This is a genomic window from Streptomyces sp. NPDC024687, from assembly GCF_055559055.1.
In genome coordinates this window covers 49616-64982 of record NZ_JBVHLJ010000006.1, presented here as the reverse complement: position 1 = coordinate 64982, position 15367 = coordinate 49616, and the positions used below count along the sequence as shown (strand labels likewise).

The window sequence follows — 15367 nt, the reverse complement described above, 5'->3', positions numbered from 1 at the left end:
GGCGCCGTGGTGGCGGGCGCCGGTCGGTCTCTCGTACGGCGCCCGAGGCGTCGTACGGCCGCATCCGGGCCCGAATCCCCGGTACGGAAGCCGAGTTGACGGGAGCGACGACGTGAGCCCCAGTGGCAGGGTGCGGTGGGCGGTGCTGGCGGCGGTGCTCGCGCTGCTGCTCGCGCCGCTCGCGGGGACGGCGGCCGCGGCGGACAGGCCGAGCGTGAAGCTGTCCAAGTCCCAGGCGGGGACCGGCGGTTCGATCACCGTGAGCGGCAGCGGCTGGCGCGAGCGGGCGCTGCTGATGATCCTGGTGTGCGGACAGGCGGTGCCCTCGCGCGGAGTGCCGGGCGGCACCAACTCCTGTGCCAACGCGGACGGCCGGGCCGTCACGACGGACGCGAAGGGGCGCTTCAGCAGGAAGCTGCCCGTCGCCGAGCCACCGGTGCCCTGTCCCTGCGTGGTGCACGTGGCCACCGTGACCGGGGCGAAGGCCGAGGCCGACGCGATCTTCCAGGTGGCCGGGCACGCCGTGGAACCGCTGCCCGCCCAGACGGACGGCGGGCGGCTGTCCGTCCTCACCGACACCGCGCTCGACGGCTCCGGAGGCCTGCTCACCTGGTTCGGGGCGCCCCCCACACGCACCCTCGTCTTCACCGTCGGCAACGTCGGCACCTCCGCCGTCCGGAACCCGGTCTTCCAAGTGGGCACCGCGCACGGCGTGTTCGCCCCGCAGTGGGAGGAACAGCAGTGGCGCGGCACGATCCGGCCGGGCGGGAAGGCGCGGATCGAACTGCCCGTCGAGCTCACCGGCGGCGCGCACGGCGAGTACACCGTCTCGCTGAAGTACGGCGGCAAGGTACTGGCCGAGCAGCCCTGGGGAGTAGGCCGGCCCTGGGGCGTGACCCTGTTCTGGATCCTGGTCTGCCTGGTGGTGCCCGCGGCGCTGTTCCGCATCGGCATGGCGGTGGTGGACCGGGTACGGCCCCGGCCCGCCGGAGGCGTCCGGCACCGCGGCCTGCGGCTGCCCGAACTCGCCCTGCGCCTGCCGGGGTTCAAGCCCTCCACGGCCGCGCACGCGGCCCCCTCGACGTCCACCCTGCCGTGGTTCACCCCGGACGCCGATCCGGGCGCGGCCGGTGGCCGGCTCTCCGCACCGCACGACGACAGCCCGACGAGTCCCACGACTCCCACCAGAGAGGGTTCCACGTGAGAAAGCGAAGGAGAGTCCCACCGGCCGGCGGGCCGGGACGAGCGAGCGCGGCCGGTGCGGCGCTGGTGCTGGCCGGTGCGGGCGTGGTCCTGGGCCTCGCGGCCGGCCCCGCCCAGGCCGCGGGGGTGTCGTTCGCGACCCGGTGCGTGCCGCCCGCCGGTGTCGGCCTCGACCCCGTCGACGGCACCACCAAGGTCGAGATCACCGCGCCGGCCGGCGCGAAGGTCGGTGACGAGATCGACGTGGTGTGGAAGTTCACCCAGGCCGCGTCCAAGAACCCGAACATCATCGACCTGCCGGCGAACTCGGTCCAGCCGACCGGGACGTTGAAGGTGTCCGGCGCGCAGAGCGCCGACCTCGCGATGACCGGCCCGCGCGAGAACCCGGCCATCCCCAAGGGCGGCGCCATGGTGCTGTCCGACATGAAGGGCACGCTGAAGCTGACGGCGGCCGGGCAGGTCACCCTGACGCCCGGCGCCTACACGGTGAACGCGATGGGCACGAACACGGTGTGCACGCCGACGGAGACGGTTCCGGCGGCGGGGACGATCGACGTGGCCGCGGGGAACGGCACGTCGACACCGACACCGACACCGACGCCTGATCCGACGGACACCGCCACCTCCACACCGACGCCCACCCCGACCGACACGGCCACGGCGAGCCCGAGCGCCACCTCCTCCGACGACGGCCAGACCGACTTCACCGGCAAGGCGGTCGACATCCCCTACACCTGCCAGTCGCCCCTCGGCGAGAAGAAGGCCACCTCCACGATCCAGGTCAACGCCAAGAAGAACGGCGGCAGTTACGGCCTGACGGTGCAGTTCAAGAACTCCCCGATGGACAGCCCCGCCGACATTCCGGCGAACTCGGTCAAGCCCTCCATGGACGTGGTGCTGGGCGGCGACGACACGGGCTCGGTCCATGTCGAGGGCCCCACCAACTCCGAGGCCATCAAGTCGGGCGACCCGATAGAGATCCCGGACATGACGGGCACATACAAGCCCGGTGCGACCGGGGAGTCGACGCTGTCGCCGGGTGTGCTGACGATCGAGGCCCTGGGGACGACCACGACCTGCAAGCCGGACAAGACCGAGGTCTCCCTGACCCTGACCACGAAGGAGCAGGAGGGCGGGGCGTCGGGTGGTTCGTCGTCCTCCGGCGGTTCCTCGTCCGGTTCGTCGACGAGCGGCGGCCTGGCGGCCACGGGCGCGGACGACCACGCGGCCCTGAAGGCGCTGGGCCTGGTGGCGGGAACGGCGGTGCTGCTGGGCGGCGCGATCTTCACGTTCATGCCGGGAAGGCGGACCAGGTAACGCGTTCAGGGGCGCGGAGAACCGCGCACGGCACGTGAACCGACGGGGCCGTTGGAATCCACCCGGATTCCAACGGCCCCGTCGTTTCTGGTGCCGGCCCTAACGAACGTCCCCCATGAGGGACTTCACCTTCCGCCGGTACATCCACACCGCGAACCCGGCGAGAACCGCGAGCGCAGCCTCACCGAACACCGCGGGCGTCCCGCTGAGGTCGACCCCGGCGATGGCCGGGTTGGACAGCAGGCTGGTGATCGAGTCGCCGGCGGTGACCGCGAGGAACCAGACGCCCATCATCTGCGAGGCGTACTTCGCGGGAGCCATCTTCGTCGTCACCGACAGGCCCACCGGGGAGAGGCACAGCTCACCCACGGTCTGGATGAAGTAGATGCCCACGAGCCACATCGGGCTGACCGCGGTGCCGTTCGCCGCCATCGCGATCGGGATCAGGAAGAAGAAGAACGAGACCCCGACCAGGACCAGACCCATCGCGAACTTCACGATGGTGCCGGGCTCCTTGCCCTTGCGGTTCAGCCACACCCACAGCCAGGCGAAGACCGGGGCCAGCGCCATGATGAACAGCGGGTTCAGCGACTGGTACCAGGAGGTCGGGAAGTCGAAGCCGAGCAGCGAGCCGGCCGTCTTCTGGTCGTTCGAGCCGAACGCCTGGACCGTGGACGCGCCCTGGTCGTAGATCATCCAGAACACGGCGGCCGCGACGAAGAACCAGATGTAGCCGGACATCTTCGACTGCTCGGCGGTCGTCAGTTCCTTGTCCCGCTTGATGCGCAGCAGCACACCCGCCGGGACGACCAGGCCGATGACGGTGAGCGGGATCATCGCCCAGTTCAGCGTGAAGTGGCCGGTGAAGCCGACGACGCCGTAGAAGACGGTCGCGGCGATCAGCCAGAACAGGCCCTTGCGCAGCCAGGCCGCGCGCTCCTCGGCCGCCAGCGGCTTGGGGACGACGTTGCTGACCGGGCTCAGGTTGCGGGTGCCGAGCAGGAACGCGGCCAGACCGATCGCCATGCCGACCGCGGCCATGCCGAATCCGAGGTGCCAGCTGACCTTCTGACCGACGGTGCCGATGGCCAGCGGGGCGAAGAAGGCGCCCGCGTTGATGCCCATGTAGAAGATCGTGAAGCCGCCGTCGCGGCGCGGGTCGTCCGGGCCGTCGTACAGGTGGCCCACCATCGTGGAGATGTTGGCCTTGAGCAGACCGGAACCGGCAGCGACGAGCGCGAGACCGGCGAAGAACGGGGCCTGGCCGCCGGGCAGCGCCAGCGTGAGATGGCCGGCCATGATCGTGACGGCGGCGATGGCGACCGTCTTGCGGGGGCCCCAGACGCGGTCGCCGAGCCAGCCGCCGGGCATGGCGAGCAGATAGACCATCGCCGAGTACACGGAGACGATCACGGTGGTGGTCGCGAGGTCCATCGCGAGGCCGCCGCCCATGCTGCCCTTGCCGGCGTCGGGGCCGCCGGAGAGCAGGTAGACGGTGAGCAGGGCTTTCATCCCGTAGTAGGAGAACCTCTCCCACATCTCGGTCATGAAGAGGGTGGCCAGTCCGCGGGGGTGGCCGAAGAAGGCTTTGTCGGAACCGGGGGTGCCCGGAGTCACCGAGTCCTTCGTCAGGCTGGACGCCATGGTCGTTCCTTGCTGGTGGGGATCACCGCACACAAAAGAGACCTTCAGCGACGGATGCGCGCCAAAGGTCCCCACGTTGCGAAAGGCATTGATTCACCATACGGCAGGATACTGACGGAAATGGAAGGACTTGAGAGGTGAATCACAGGTGACCGTGGAACCGTACACCTGATTTCTAAGGTCCTTACAGGATTGGCACCGCATAGTCACAGGTTCACACCCCAGCCATGAAAGGTAAGAACCACTGGGTCGTGATCACACCCCAGCTTGTGTCAAGAGCGGTCTACCATCAGCTCATGACCCGTGTACTGCTCGCCGAGGACGATGCGTCCATTTCGGAGCCGCTGGCCCGCGCCCTGCGCCGGGAAGGGTACGAGGTCGAGGTGCGTGAGGACGGCCCCACCGCACTCGACGCCGGAATGCAGGGCGGCATCGACCTGGTCGTCCTCGACCTGGGTCTGCCCGGCATGGACGGCCTCGAGGTGGCCCGCCGACTGCGCGCCGAGGGCCACGCCGTACCGATCCTCATCCTGACCGCGCGCGCCGACGAGGTGGACACCGTCGTCGGTCTCGACGCGGGCGCTGACGACTACGTGACCAAGCCCTTCCGCCTCGCCGAGCTGCTCGCCCGGGTCCGGGCCCTGCTGCGGCGCGGGGCGACCGAGCCGGCCCAGCCGCCGGCCACCCACGGGGTGCGGATCGACGTCGAGTCGCACCGGGCGTGGATGGGCGACGAGGAACTCCAGCTCACCGCGAAGGAGTTCGACCTGCTGCGGGTCCTGGTGCGGGACGCGGGCCGCGTGGTGACCCGGGACCAGCTGATGCGCGAGGTCTGGGACACCACGTGGTGGTCCTCGACCAAGACGCTCGACATGCACATCTCCTGGCTCCGCAAGAAGCTCGGCGACGACGCGGCCAACCCGCGGTACATCGCGACGGTACGAGGAGTGGGCTTCCGCTTCGAGAAGAGCTGAATCCCCGGGTATCCGTCGGGGTATCCGGCCGGCAGGTAAGAGGACATGCGCCGTCGACTGATCCAGTCCACGCTCGCCGTGGTGCTCGTGGTGATCGCCGTCTTCGGCGTCTCCCTCGTCATCGTCGAGACCCGCACCATCAGCAACAGCGCCCAGGAGCGGGTGGATTCCGAGGCGATCCGGCTGGCCGGGATCGTGGACAGCCGGCTCTTCGCCGCGGAGGACGTGACCGCGGAGATCCTGCGCGACCAGGTCGCGCAGGAACGGTACGCCGTGATCCGGATCCCCGGGAAGGACCCGATCGAGGTCGGTGCCCGGCCCACCGGTGAGGTCATCCGCTCCACCGAGAAGGGCGAGGAGGGCGAGACGGTCACCGTGCAGGAGCCGCGCTCCTCGGTGACCCGGGAGGTCGGCCGTACGCTCCTGATCATCGGCCTGGTGGCGCTGCTCGCGGTGATCGCCGCGGTGCTGCTCGCGATCCGCCAGGCCAACAAGCTGGCCTCACCGCTGACCGACCTCGCCGAGACCGCGGAACGCCTCGGCTCCGGCGACCCACGGCCCCGGCACAAGCGCTACGGCGTCCCGGAGCTGGACCGGGTCGCCGATGTCCTGGACTCCTCGGCCGAGCGCATCGCGCGCATGCTGACGGCGGAACGGCGCCTGGCCGCCGACGCCTCCCACCAGCTCCGCACGCCCCTGACGGCCCTGTCCATGCGCCTGGAGGAGATCACCCTCACCGACGACCCGGACACGGTGAAGGAGGAGGCGAACGTCGCGCTGACCCAGGTGGAGCGCCTGACGGACGTGGTCGAACGGCTGCTGACCAACTCCCGCGACCCCCGGGCCGGCAACGCGGTCACCTTCGATCTCGACGAGGTCATCCAGCAGCAGCTCGCGGAGTGGCGGCCCGCGTACCGCAGTGCGGGCCGGGCGATCGTGAGCTCGGGCAAGCGGCACCTCACGGCTGTCGGTACGCCGGGTGCGGTGGCCCAGGTCCTGGCCGCGCTGATCGAGAACTCCCTCATGCACGGCGGCGGCACGGTGGCGCTGCGCACCCGCGTCACCGGCAACCAGGCCGTCATCGAGGTCACCGACGAGGGCCCCGGCGTCCCCGCCGACCTCGGCGCCCGCATCTTCGAGCGCACGATCAGCGGCCGCAACTCCACGGGCATCGGCCTCGCGGTCGCCCGAGACCTGGCGGAGGCCGACGGCGGCCGTCTGGAAATGCTCCAGGCCCAGCCCCCGGTCTTCGGCCTGTTCCTCTCCCGCACCCCGCTGAAGTCGTCACTGCTGGACGAGGACGAGCCGACTGTGCGGTGAGCCTCCGGCGGTTGGGCGGTGTTTGTCTGCGGGTTCGGTGGGGGCGGGCGTTTTTGCGCAGTTCCCCGCGCCCCTGATGCCTGCGGCGGCCCGTTGCGGTCCGGTGGGGGCTTGTGTAGCGCGTGGGGTTTGGTGGGTGGGTCGGTGCCGGGGTGGTGGTGGGGGGTGTCCGTCCTCGGTCCGGCGGCTCGGCTGCTTTGGCTGTGCTCGGTAACGGACGCCGGCCGCTGCGGGCGGACACCCCCCACCCCGTCCCCTGCCCGCCGTACGCGGCCAACCGCCTGTCCTGGCGGACCGTCAGAGTGCTCGCTGGCGGGGGCGGCTCTTGCGGGTGGCTGCCTGTTCCACTTCCTCCAGGAAGTGCTCCGCGCTCGCCACCGCCTCGCGGGCCGGGAGGGTCTTGAAGACCCAGCTGCGGTAGGACCAGAAGCGGAAGAGGGTGGCTATGCCGATGCCGACGAACTTGAAGATGTTGCTCTGCAGGGGACTGTCCCAGCCGAAGCCGTAGGTCGCGGCGTAGAGGATGCCGTTCTCGATGACCAGGCCGACCACGCTGAACAGCAGGAACAGGGTCAGTTCCTTCGTGCGGCCGCTCTTGTCGCGGTCGCGGTACGTGAAGTAACGGAACCCTATGTAGTTGAAGACGATCGACACCACCGTGGCGACAACACTCGCCCGGACCACCGGAAGGTCGGTGAGATGCCGGACGACGTTGAAGACGACGAGGTTGACGAGGAGCCCCGCTCCGCCGACCGCACCGAATTTGGCGACCTCGCGAAGGATCCTTCGCAGCCCTGAGGAACCATGTCCCATGGTCGTACAGGCCCCCAGTCGATTGGATTCGTCAACTCAGCCCATGCTAACCACCCGTCTTGCCCGTTTGCCTGTGGATGAACTCACACACAGGCAAACAAGCTGGTAAGAGGACCGGTGAGAGGCGCGGGATCCGGCCGCCGTGGCGCGACCGATACCCTGGGGTCGTGACGTTCCCGGTAGTCGGCATGGTCGGCGGGGGCCAGCTCGCGCGTATGACACACGAGGCAGGCATCCCGCTCGGCATCAGGTTCAAGCTCCTCAGTGACACTCCTCAGGATTCCGCGGCGCAGGTGGTGAGCGACGTCGTCATCGGCGACTATCGCGACCTCGACACGCTGCGCGAGTTCGCGCGCGGGTGCGATGTGATCACCTTCGATCACGAACACGTGCCCACCGAGCACCTCAGGGCCCTGGAGGCGGACGGCATCCCCGTGCGCCCCGGCCCCGACGCGCTCGTGCACGCCCAGGACAAGGGCGTGATGCGCGCGAGACTCGACGCGATCGGCGTGCCGTGCCCACGGCACCGGATCGTCAGCGATCCCGAGGACGTGGCGGCCTTCGCGGCGGAGGGCGACGGCTTCCCCGTCGTCCTCAAGACCGTCCGCGGCGGCTACGACGGCAAGGGCGTGTGGGTGGTCGACTCCGCCGAGGAGGCCGCAGACCCCTTCCGGGCCGGCGTCCCCGTCCTCGCCGAGGAGAAGGTCGACTACGTCCGCGAGCTGGCCGCCAACGTCGTACGGTCGCCGCACGGCCAGGCCGTCGCCTACCCGGTCGTCGAATCCCAGCAGGTGAACGGCGTCTGCGACACCGTGATCGCGCCGGCCCCTGACCTGGACCGGGCTCTCGCCCTCAAGGCCGAGGAGCTGGCCCTCAACATCGCCAAGGAACTGGACGTCGTCGGCCACCTCGCCGTCGAGTTGTTCCAGACCCGCGACGGCCGCATCCTCGTCAACGAACTCGCGATGCGCCCGCACAACTCCGGCCACTGGTCGATGGACGGCGCGATCACCTCCCAGTTCGCCAACCACGTCCGGGCCGTCCTCGATCTCCCGCTCGGCGACCCGCGCCCCCGCGCGAAGTGGACCGTCATGGTCAACGTCCTCGGCGGCGACTACCCCGACATGTACTCCGCGTACCTGCACTGCATGGCCCGCGACCCCAAGTTGAAGATCCACATGTACGGCAAGGACGTGAAGCCCGGCCGCAAGGTGGGCCACGTCAACACCTACGGCGACGACCTGGACGACGTTCTCGAACGCGCACGTCACGCTGCCGGCTACCTGAGAGGCACGATCACCGAATGAGCCCCGTTGTTGGCATCGTCATGGGGTCGGACTCCGACTGGCCCGTCATGGAGGCCGCCGCCCAGGCCCTCGACGAGTTCGAGATCGCGTACGAGGTGGACGTCGTCTCCGCGCACCGCATGCCGCGCGAGATGATCGCGTACGGCGAGCAGGCGGCCGAGCGCGGTCTGAAGGTGATCATCGCGGGGGCAGGGGGAGCAGCCCACCTCCCGGGCATGCTCGCCTCCGTCACCCCCCTCCCGGTCATCGGGGTCCCGGTCCCCCTGAAGTACCTCGACGGCATGGACTCGCTGCTCTCCATCGTGCAGATGCCGGCCGGCGTCCCCGTCGCGACCGTCTCCGTCGGCGGCGCCCGCAACGCCGGGCTGCTCGCGGCCCGCATCCTCGCCGCGCACGACGAGGAACTCCTCGGCCGGATGCGGGAGTTCCAGCAGGAGCTCAACGACCAGGCCACCGAGAAGGGCAAGCGCCTGCGGTCCAAGGTCGAGGGCTCCAACGGCTTCGGCTTCGGCAAGTGACGGCCACCGGTTCGGCGGCGACGGCCCGGGAACTCCTCGCCGAGTTCCCGGTCGTCGACGGCCACAACGACCTCCCGTGGGCGCTGCGCGAACAGGTCCGCTACGACCTCGACGCCCGGGACATCGCCGCCGACCAGTCGGCCCATCTGCACACCGACCTCGCGCGGCTCAGGGCCGGCGGGGTGGGCGCGCAGTACTGGTCGGTGTACGTGCGCTCGGACCTGCCCGGCGCGGTACCGGCGACACTGGAACAGATCGACTGCGTACGGCAGTTGATCGCACGGTACCCCTCGCGGTTGCGGGCCGCGCTCACCGCCGCGGACATGGAGGCGGCGCGCGCGGAAGGCCGTATCGCCTCGCTCATGGGCGCCGAGGGCGGCCACTCCATCGCCAACTCCCTCGCGACGCTACGCGCGTTGTACGCGCTCGGCGTGCGCTACATGACCCTCACCCACAACGACAACGTGGACTGGGCGGACTCGGCGACGGACGAACCCGGCGTCGGGGGGCTCTCGGCCTTCGGCCGTGCGGTGGTCCGGGAGATGAACCGCGAGGGCATGCTCGTGGACCTCTCGCACGTGGCGGCGACAACCATGCGGGACGCGCTGGACGCGAGCGAGGCACCGGTGATCTTCTCGCACTCCTCCGCGCGGGCCGTGTGCGACCACCCGCGCAACGTCCCCGACGACGTCCTGGAACGCCTCCCGTCCAACGGCGGCATGGCGATGGTGACGTTCGTCCCGAAGTTCGTCCTGCAGGCCGCCGTGGACTGGACGGCCGCGGCCGACGAGAACATGCGCGAGCACGGCTACCACCACCTCGCGACCACGCCCGAGGCGATGAAGGTGCACCGCGCCTTCGAGGAGCGCAACCCGCGCCCGGTCGCCACGGTCTCGACGGTCGCCGACCACCTGGACCACATGCGCGAGGTGGCCGGCGTGGACCACATCGGCATCGGCGGCGACTACGACGGCACGGCGTTCACCCCGGACGGCCTCGACGACGTATCCGGCTACCCCAACCTCATCGCCGAACTCCTGGACCGCGGCTGGTCCCGCGCCGACCTCGCCAAGCTCACCTGGCAGAACGCGGTCCGGGTGCTGGGCGCGGCGGAGGACGTGGCACGGGAGCTGCAGGCGAACCGGGGCCCGTCCAACGCGACGCTCTCCGAGCTCGACGGCTGAGGGCCCGGGGCCCGCGTACGTCAGCGGCGCCACGACGGCCGAGGACGACGGCGGGCCCGGTGGCCGGGCGGTGCGCGGTACCCGATCCGGCGTACCCCCGAACGCCCCGCCCACCAGGAAGGCCCCCGCGCTCCGTGCGACGGTGACCGTACGGCGATCAGGAAGATCACGACGTACGGAGCCCGTCATGGCAGACCTCCAGGACGAACTGCAGCCCGCGGCCGACGTGGAAGAGCTGCCCCGGGTCTTCGGGGCCGTGCCGGAGCTGTACACCCCGGCCTCCGGCCAGGCCGGCGAGCTCCTGGAGCGGGCCCGTGCCCTCCTGGCCGCACACCCCGTCGCCGACGGCTACAGCGGACTGCCCTGGGCGCTGCGGCACCTGCCCTGGTTCGACCTGGAGGTCGGCGAGAGCGCCGTGGACACGGACGTACCGAGGCTCAGGGAGGGACACGTGGGCGCCCTGATGTGGTCGCTGCACCTGCCCGAGGGGCTCGACGGGGACCGGGCCGTCGGCGCCACCCTGGAACAGCTCGACCTGGTGAAGACCGTCGTACGCAACCATCCCGAGGGCCTGCGCCTGGCCCACACCGCGGGACAGGCCACCGACGCCCACAACTGCGGCCGCGTCGCCGTCCTGCTCGGCCCCGCCGGTGCCGCCGCACTCGGCGATTCACTCGGGATCCTGCGCTCCCTGCACGCCCTCGGCCTGCGCGCCCTCACCCTGACCGGAGTGTCCTGGGCGAGCGAAGGGGGGCTGACCCGGTTCGGCGAGGAGGTGCTGCGCGAGATGAACCGGCTCGGAGTCCTCGCCGACCTCTCCGGCGCCTCCGACGCCACCGTCCGGCGGACCCTGACGGTGGCCAAGGCGCCCGTGCTCTTCACCCGCTCCGCCGCCCGCGCCCTGCGCCCCCACCCGGCCAACCTCCCCGACGACCTGCTCGCCCGGCTCGGCGCCGTCAAGGGCCTGTGCATGGTGCCGCTGACCGCCGAGCAGACCGGCCCGACGGTCCGGGACGTCGCCGACCACCTCGACCATGTGCGCGCGGTCGCGGGTGCCGAGTCCGTGGGCCTGTCCGGCACCTACGACGCCGGCACCGCCCACCCGCAGGAGCTCGGCGACGCCTCCTGCTACCCGCACCTCGTCGCCGAGCTGCTGCGCCGCGGCTGGGACGAGGCCGAGCTCGCCCTGCTGACCTGGGGCAACGCCCAGCGGCTGTTGCGCGAGTCCGACTTCACCGCGCAGGCGGCCCAGATGCGGCGCGAGCCGTCCACGGCGAAGATCGCGGACCTCGACGGCTGACCGGACCTACAGCGGGTCGATCCGGCACAGGCAGAACGGATGCCCCGCCGGATCCGCGTACACCCGGAAGTCCTCCTTGTCCTCGGCGTGCAGCAGCCGTGCGCCCAGCGCCAGCACCTTGGCCTCGGCCGCGTCGATCTCCTCCCACGTGGTCCCGCCGTCGAAGTCCAGGTGGAACTGCTGGGAGTTGCGGTCCGCCCGCGGCCACTCGGGCGGGGTGAGTCCCGGTGCGCTCTGGAAGGCCAGCCGGGGGCCGCCGGGGACACGCAGGACCACCCAGTCGGGGTCGTCGTCCTCCGGGGTGCCGCCCACGATCCCGGCGTAGAAACGGGCGAGCGCGCGGGGGTCGGGGCAGTCGATCACGACGGAACGGAAACGTGCGACGGTCACGAGAGATCCTCCTGGTCAGGACAGTTTGTTCAGCAGGCGCAGAGGCAGAACGGGTGCCCAGCCGGGTCCGCGTACACACGGAAGGTGCGGGAGCGGTCCTCGGTGTCCAGCGGCTTCGCGCCGAGCGCCAACACCTCCTTCTCGGCCGCGTCCAGGTCCTGGACGGTCAGGTCCAGGTGGAACTGCTGCGAGGCGTCGGGGGCAGGCCACTTCGGCGGTACGAAACCGGGGGCGGCCTGGAAGGCCAGCGACGGTCCGCCGGGAGTCCTGAGGTCCACCCACTCGCCCTCGCCCTCGACGGTGCCGCCGAGGACAGCGGCGTAGAAACCGGCGAGTGCGCGGGGGTCGGGACACTCCAGTACGACGGTTCCGAGTTCGGCGATGGCCATGGCTTCCTCCTTGAAGCGCGGTTACCTGTAGAGGCGGGTAACCAGTAACGGTTACCGCACGCTCCCGCATCAGGGGTAACGTCGCAAGGGAATTGCCTAGCTAGGTAGCGTGCAGCCATGAGTGAGCGATCGCCCGCGCCCGGGGGACTGGCCTTGGTCGAGTCCCTGGTCAACACGGTGGACCTGGAGTCGGGCGCCGATTCGCTGGACACCGCGGAGGGGCGGGAGCGGTTCCGGATCGCCGAGGGCGAGGTGGCGCAGGCGCGTGAACTCCGGGAGTCTCTGCGGGTTGCGCTGCTGGCCCACGCCGGGCATCCGCCGCATCGCGCGGTGATGCCGCTCGGGGAGTTGCTCGCGGCGGCGCCCCTGGTCCTGACGGTGGCCGCCTCGGACGGCTCGGCCGCCCTCTCCCCCACCGACGCCCGGCCCCTGCTCTCCCGCGTCGCCGCTGCCGTCGCCGAGTCGCTGGTCGCGGGCACCTGGATCCGCCTGAAGGCCTGTGAGGCCGTGGACTGTCACTGGGCGTACTACGACCGGAGCCCGGCGGGGCGGGGGCGGTGGTGCTCCATGCAGGTGTGCGGGGCGCGCGCGAAGATGCGGCGGTACCGGGGGAAGAGCACGGCCTAGGGGCGCCGGGCGAAGTCGTGGGGCGGGTGCGGCCACGACGGCCGCCGCACCCGCCTACGCGCCCTCCTCGCCTCCACGCGGAGCGCTCGCGGCGGCCCGCGACCCCACCAGGAGCAGGCACAGCACCGAGACCCCGGCGACCAGACCGGCCAGCACCAGCAGCGGGTCCAGCGGCCGGACCGTGGACGCGGCCGTCTGGGTCACGGCCGGCTGCGCCGCCTGCGAGGACTGCGGAGACGGTGCCGTCTGCGGTACGGCGGCCGGGGACCCCGTGGGGGAGGGCGACGAGCCGGCACGGGGCGCCGCGGCGCTACGGCTCGTCGTCATGCCCGGCATCGTGGAGTGCTGTTCCTGGCTCGTGGCCGGCTGTGTGTGCTCGTGCTGCGTCGGTGCCGCCGGGGTGGGTTTCGGAGCCGGGGCCGCCGCCCGGACCGTGATGCCCGCCGTCATGTCCGGGTGGACCGTGCAGACGTAGCCGTAGGAGCCGGTCGTGGTGAAGGTGAAGCTCCAGCTCTGGCCCTTGTTCAGCATGGGGGAGTGGATCGAGAGCGGACCGGAGGTGGTCTTCACGTCGTGCGGGGCCGTGTCGTAGTTGGTCCAGGTGACCGTGGACCCCGCGGGCACGCTCAAGGACGCCGGCGAGAAGGCGTAGCCCTTCATGGCCACGGAGTAGCCCGCCGCCGACGCCTCGTGGCCGTACGGCAGCATCCCCACGGCAAGCAGGGCGAGCACCGCCGCGGCCCGCAGCACCCCCCTCACGCGAACTCCACCGCGACGAGCAGCCTGAGACGCGTGGCCGGCAGCCGCCACGGCAGCCGGAATCCGGTGGCCCGGCGCAGCAGCCGGTACGGCAGCTTGGCCGTGCCCACGACGAGCAGCCGGTCCTCGGCCCGCTCGATCACCCGCAGCCACAGCAGCACGGGGAAGGCGACGTCGTTCAGGTGGAGGTCGCCGGTGAGCTGGAGCCGGTCGCCGGGCACGGCGTCGACCTGCTCGGAGGTCAGGACGGCCCGCAGTTCACGGTCGTCGAAATCGAAGCGGAACGACGGCTGTTCGGCGTCCAGGGGCAGCTCCATGGACGCTCCGGCGAGCGGTACCCGCCGGCGCCGTACCGGCAAAGGCCCGTACCAGGCGGTGAGTTCGGCGAGCGAGCGGCCCGGGGCCACGGTGAGGTGCCGGGGCGGAGGAACGGTGGGCAGGGTGACGGTTGTCATCCCGAACTCCTTGGAAAGCGGTTCCCGAAATGTGGTGAGGGTGTGGAGAATGGTCATGGACGCCGTTCCGGCCGGCTGAGCCCCGGCCGGAACGGCGTCCACCCATGTGTCAGCAGTTGGCGGTGAGGAAGTCCGTGGTGGGCGTGAGCATGTGCCCGGCCCAGACGGTGTGCATCTTCACGTAGCTGTCGACGTCGAGCAGGTCGGTGACCTGCTGTCCGAGCGATTCCTCCAGGTGTGCCGAGTAGATGTGCTGGAGCAGCACGGTGAGGGTGTCGTCGGCCACCGAGCCACCGTCACTGACGGCCGGCTTGAGGATGGACTCGATCCACACGGTGTGCATCTTGAGGTACGAGTCGAGCGCAAGCGCGTCCTGCACCTGCTGGCCCGGGGACTCCGACAGGTGCGCCGCGTAGAGGTGCTGCAGGATCGGCAGCAGCTCGTTGTCGATGCTGGCGCACTGCTCGGAGCCGGAGCCGGAGCCACCGCCGGAGGTCGGTGTGGCCGTCGGGGTCGCGGTGGGCGTGCCGGTGGGCGGCGTCGCGGTGGGGGTGGCCGTCGGAGTGGCCGTGGGGGTGCCGGTCGGCTTCACGGTCGGGGAGGGCGTGGGCGTCGTACCGCCACCGCCGCCACCGCCGCCACCGCCGGACGCGGCGACGACCTTCACGGACGACACCATGTCCGGGTGCACCGCGCAGTAGTACTCGTACGTCCCCACCTTGGTGAAGGTGTACGACCACGACTGGCCCTGCTTGAGAGTCCCCGAGTCGAAGGCCACCGGGGCCTTGGTCGTGGTCACCGTGTGCGGGGCGCTGTCGTGGTTGGTCCACTGGACGGTCTGGCCGGCCTCGACGACGAGCTGCTTACCGTCGCCGAACTTGTAGCTCATGATGTCGACCTGGTAGTCCGGCTTGGCGGCCTCGGCAGGCTGGACCTCGGCAGCGGCGGCAGCGGGCGCCTGAGCCGCGCCCGCGCTCTGCTGCGAGGAACTCGTGGCGCTCGAGGCCACGTTCAGCAGTCCGAGACTGAGCACGGCCGCTAGTGCCGCGCCGAGCCCCACGAACAGCAGGGACCGGCCCCCGGACCTACCGGCCTCGGCCGTCGGCGGCTGGAGCCGCCGCTCGCCGGTCTCATCGCTTCTTTTCACTTCAACTCCTATTGTTTCCC

The 15367-nt window shown here is 70.9% G+C and carries 16 protein-coding genes; 9 read left to right on the top strand and 7 right to left on the bottom strand.

The features are described 5' to 3' along the window. The first annotated feature begins 112 nt into the window (after positions 1-112). Both ACZ39I_RS23800 and ACZ39I_RS23795 read left to right on the top strand, forming a co-directional pair. Positions 113-1204 carry a hypothetical protein gene (locus tag ACZ39I_RS23800; RefSeq protein ID WP_467246311.1) on the top strand — a complete coding sequence of 364 codons (1092 nt, stop codon included), beginning with the start codon at positions 113-115 and terminating at the stop codon, positions 1202-1204. Between the two features lie 65 nt (positions 1205-1269). Beyond that, positions 1270-2520 carry a hypothetical protein gene (locus tag ACZ39I_RS23795; RefSeq protein ID WP_467246935.1) on the top strand — a complete coding sequence of 417 codons (1251 nt, stop codon included), beginning with the start codon at positions 1270-1272 and terminating at the stop codon, positions 2518-2520. A 99-nt stretch (positions 2521-2619) separates the two neighbouring features. Here the strand turns inward: ACZ39I_RS23795 and ACZ39I_RS23790 are convergent, their stop codons facing one another. Then, on the bottom strand, positions 2620-4164 hold the full coding sequence (locus ACZ39I_RS23790) for a peptide MFS transporter (protein WP_467246310.1): 1545 nt from the start codon (positions 4162-4164) through the stop codon (positions 2620-2622). 296 nt (positions 4165-4460) lie between these two features. Between ACZ39I_RS23790 and ACZ39I_RS23785 the strand changes: the two genes are divergently transcribed. Continuing rightward, complete coding sequence (locus ACZ39I_RS23785) at positions 4461-5138, top strand: response regulator transcription factor (RefSeq protein ID WP_132893872.1); 678 nt, start codon at positions 4461-4463, stop codon at positions 5136-5138. Between the two features lie 45 nt (positions 5139-5183). Continuing rightward, positions 5184-6458 (top strand): ATP-binding protein, encoded by a 1275-nt coding sequence (locus ACZ39I_RS23780; RefSeq protein ID WP_467246309.1) that lies wholly within the window; start codon positions 5184-5186, stop codon positions 6456-6458. 297 nt (positions 6459-6755) lie between these two features. Here ACZ39I_RS23780 and ACZ39I_RS23775 read toward each other — a convergent pair whose 3' ends face one another. After that, positions 6756-7271 (bottom strand): GtrA family protein, encoded by a 516-nt coding sequence (locus ACZ39I_RS23775; protein WP_467246308.1) that lies wholly within the window; start codon positions 7269-7271, stop codon positions 6756-6758. A gap of 167 nt (positions 7272-7438) precedes the next feature. Between ACZ39I_RS23775 and ACZ39I_RS23770 the strand changes: the two genes are divergently transcribed. The 4 genes from ACZ39I_RS23770 to ACZ39I_RS23755 all read left to right on the top strand — a co-directional run bounded on the left by ACZ39I_RS23770 (position 7439) and on the right by ACZ39I_RS23755 (position 11580). Next, positions 7439-8578 (top strand): 5-(carboxyamino)imidazole ribonucleotide synthase, encoded by a 1140-nt coding sequence (locus ACZ39I_RS23770; RefSeq protein ID WP_467246307.1) that lies wholly within the window; start codon positions 7439-7441, stop codon positions 8576-8578. A gap of 20 nt (positions 8579-8598) precedes the next feature. Continuing rightward, positions 8599-9096 carry a 5-(carboxyamino)imidazole ribonucleotide mutase gene (gene purE, locus ACZ39I_RS23765; RefSeq protein WP_057611575.1) on the top strand — a complete coding sequence of 166 codons (498 nt, stop codon included), beginning with the start codon at positions 8599-8601 and terminating at the stop codon, positions 9094-9096. Further along, the gene (locus ACZ39I_RS23760; protein WP_467246306.1) at positions 9093-10280 is read left to right on the top strand and encodes a dipeptidase; all 1188 of its coding nucleotides are present in this window, start codon (positions 9093-9095) and stop codon (positions 10278-10280) included. Before purE ends, ACZ39I_RS23760 begins: the two co-directional genes overlap by 4 nt. Before the next feature lie 187 nt (positions 10281-10467). After that, complete coding sequence (locus tag ACZ39I_RS23755; protein ID WP_467246305.1) at positions 10468-11580, top strand: dipeptidase; 1113 nt, start codon at positions 10468-10470, stop codon at positions 11578-11580. Between the two features lie 6 nt (positions 11581-11586). Here ACZ39I_RS23755 and ACZ39I_RS23750 read toward each other — a convergent pair whose 3' ends face one another. Beyond that, positions 11587-11970 carry a VOC family protein gene (locus ACZ39I_RS23750; protein WP_352388168.1) on the bottom strand — a complete coding sequence of 128 codons (384 nt, stop codon included), beginning with the start codon at positions 11968-11970 and terminating at the stop codon, positions 11587-11589. Between the two features lie 29 nt (positions 11971-11999). After that, positions 12000-12359 carry a VOC family protein gene (locus tag ACZ39I_RS23745; RefSeq protein ID WP_467246304.1) on the bottom strand — a complete coding sequence of 120 codons (360 nt, stop codon included), beginning with the start codon at positions 12357-12359 and terminating at the stop codon, positions 12000-12002. A 117-nt stretch (positions 12360-12476) separates the two neighbouring features. On the opposite strand from ACZ39I_RS23745, the gene ACZ39I_RS23740 reads away from it, so the two are divergent. Continuing rightward, the gene (locus ACZ39I_RS23740; RefSeq protein ID WP_467246303.1) at positions 12477-12986 is read left to right on the top strand and encodes a CGNR zinc finger domain-containing protein; all 510 of its coding nucleotides are present in this window, start codon (positions 12477-12479) and stop codon (positions 12984-12986) included. Positions 12987-13040: 54 nt separating this feature from the next. Here the strand turns inward: ACZ39I_RS23740 and ACZ39I_RS23735 are convergent, their stop codons facing one another. From ACZ39I_RS23735 to ACZ39I_RS23725, 3 genes are all read right to left on the bottom strand, one after another. Further along, complete coding sequence (locus tag ACZ39I_RS23735; RefSeq protein WP_467246302.1) at positions 13041-13745, bottom strand: cupredoxin domain-containing protein; 705 nt, start codon at positions 13743-13745, stop codon at positions 13041-13043. Beyond that, on the bottom strand, positions 13742-14200 hold the full coding sequence (locus ACZ39I_RS23730; RefSeq protein ID WP_467246301.1) for a hypothetical protein: 459 nt from the start codon (positions 14198-14200) through the stop codon (positions 13742-13744). The genes ACZ39I_RS23735 and ACZ39I_RS23730 overlap by 4 nt, the downstream gene beginning before the upstream one ends. Before the next feature lie 109 nt (positions 14201-14309). Beyond that, on the bottom strand, positions 14310-15347 hold the full coding sequence (locus tag ACZ39I_RS23725) for a cupredoxin domain-containing protein (RefSeq protein ID WP_467246300.1): 1038 nt from the start codon (positions 15345-15347) through the stop codon (positions 14310-14312). Positions 15348-15367: the final 20 nt, after the last annotated feature.

Bases quoted from the DNA above. Each gene is read 5' to 3' on its own strand.
- ACZ39I_RS23790 (WP_467246310.1), bottom strand. From the start codon at position 4,164: ATGGCGTCCAGCCTGACGAAGGACTCGGTGACTCCGGGCACCCCCGGT.
- ACZ39I_RS23740 (WP_467246303.1), top strand. From the start codon at position 12,477: ATGAGTGAGCGATCGCCCGCGCCCGGGGGACTGGCCTTGGTCGAGTCC.
- ACZ39I_RS23775 (WP_467246308.1), bottom strand. From the start codon at position 7,271: ATGGGACATGGTTCCTCAGGGCTGCGAAGGATCCTTCGCGAGGTCGCC.
- ACZ39I_RS23745 (WP_467246304.1), bottom strand. From the start codon at position 12,359: ATGGCCATCGCCGAACTCGGAACCGTCGTACTGGAGTGTCCCGACCCC.
- purE (WP_057611575.1), top strand. From the start codon at position 8,599: ATGGGGTCGGACTCCGACTGGCCCGTCATGGAGGCCGCCGCCCAGGCC.
- ACZ39I_RS23755 (WP_467246305.1), top strand. From the start codon at position 10,468: ATGGCAGACCTCCAGGACGAACTGCAGCCCGCGGCCGACGTGGAAGAG.
- ACZ39I_RS23785 (WP_132893872.1), top strand. From the start codon at position 4,461: ATGACCCGTGTACTGCTCGCCGAGGACGATGCGTCCATTTCGGAGCCG.
- ACZ39I_RS23780 (WP_467246309.1), top strand. From the start codon at position 5,184: ATGCGCCGTCGACTGATCCAGTCCACGCTCGCCGTGGTGCTCGTGGTG.
- ACZ39I_RS23730 (WP_467246301.1), bottom strand. From the start codon at position 14,200: ATGACAACCGTCACCCTGCCCACCGTTCCTCCGCCCCGGCACCTCACC.